The following is a 1444-nucleotide window of genomic DNA, read 5'->3' as shown; positions in this document are numbered from 1 at the left end:
AGGCAACCGCCACCGAGGAGTAGGACTCAACGAGAACGGCCCGGCTGCGACGCAGCCGGGCCGTTTTTCTGCGTTACGACAGGCGGAAGACCGTGCCCGCCGGAGCGACGGAGATCGCTCCGCCGCTCTGCTTCAGGTAACCGCCGCCGACGACAGCGATCTTGACGCCGTTGCGGACGATCTCCCGCCGGACGGGCGTGCCCGCACCGTCCAGCTTGACCACTCCGGCGTCCACGTGCAGGAACTGGCTGGGGTGGTCGACCGAGCGAACCAGCTCGGTGCCGTCGTCCCGGGCCTCGAAGCGGAACTGGGTGGCCGCCAGATCGCGCGGCGCCCGCTCCACCACGAGCAGCCCGTCGTCGGTGTGCCGGACGAAGTCGGTCGGCCGGTTCGCGGGGGAGACGCGCACGATCGGGCCGCCGTCGCCGACCGGGATGCCGAACAGCGGCGTGCCGTCCGGATGCCAGTAGACCTTCTGCACCCGGGTGTGCCGGTTCGGGTCGTACAGCGGGTCGCCGGTGATGTCCCGGTAGTCGCGGGCGTGGAAGACCAGCACGTCGGTCACCCCGTCCTCGGCCACCGTGAACGAATTGTGCCCCGGCCCGAAACGCGACGTCTCGGTGTTGGTGACGAAGATCGGGTCGGGGGTCTTCACCCACGAGTCCCGGTCCAGCAGGTCGGCGTCCGCGTCCGCGGTGAGCAGGCCCATGCAGTACCGGGCGTCGGTGGCGCTGGCCGAGAAGGTCAGGAACACCCGCCCGTTGCGGATCAGCACGGCCGGACCCTCGTTGACCTTGTAGCCCTGGATCTCCCAGCTCTTGGTCGGCGTGGTGATCCGGGTCGGCTTGGTCGCCAGCGTCCACGGGTTGGCCATCCGCGCGATGTAGAGGCTCGTGTTGACCGCGATCTCCGGCTCGCTCTGCGCCCACACCAGGTAGCGGCGGCCGCGGTGCGAGAACGTCGTGGAGTCCAGCGTGAAGCCGTCCCACTCGGTCAGCAACTGGCCCTTCAGCGTCCAGCCGCTCGCGTCGGTCGGATCGGCCAGCGCCGACTCCATGACGTACGTGCGGATCCGGAACACGTCGTCCGAGTCGCCGGCCGCGAAGTAGATGTACCAGCGGCCGTCGATCCGGTGCAGTTCCGGCGCCCAGATATGCCCGGCCATCTTGCCGGTGGCCGGCCGCCGCCAGATCACCTTTTCCTCGGCCGCCGGCAGCCCGGCGATCGTGGTGGCACCCCGCACGACCAGCCGGTCGTACTCCGGGACGGAGCCGGTGAAGTAGTACTTCCCGTTCGTGCGGGGCGTGATGAACGGGTCGGCCCGCTGGCTGATCAGCGGCTGAACGGTCGGGACGCCGTAGATCTCGGCGTCGGTCCTCGGGATGGCCGCCGAAGCGGTGCCGGCCGAGGCGAGCCCGGCGATCCCGGCACCGGCCGCGGCCCC

At 70.4% G+C, this 1444-nt stretch carries 1 protein-coding gene; it reads right to left on the bottom strand.

Annotated elements, in window-relative coordinates; all coding sequences use genetic code 11:
* Window positions 1-73: 73 nt before the first annotated feature.
* On the bottom strand, window positions 74-1444 hold a 1371-nt coding region (locus Ato02nite_RS50265), incomplete at its 5' end, for a family 43 glycosylhydrolase (protein ID WP_213013846.1).

Source organism: Paractinoplanes toevensis (assembly GCF_018332695.1).
Classification (GTDB): domain Bacteria; phylum Actinomycetota; class Actinomycetes; order Mycobacteriales; family Micromonosporaceae; genus Actinoplanes; species Actinoplanes toevensis.
The sequence above is the reverse complement of the archived record's forward strand: the minus strand, read 5'-3'. Positions and strand labels throughout refer to the sequence as shown.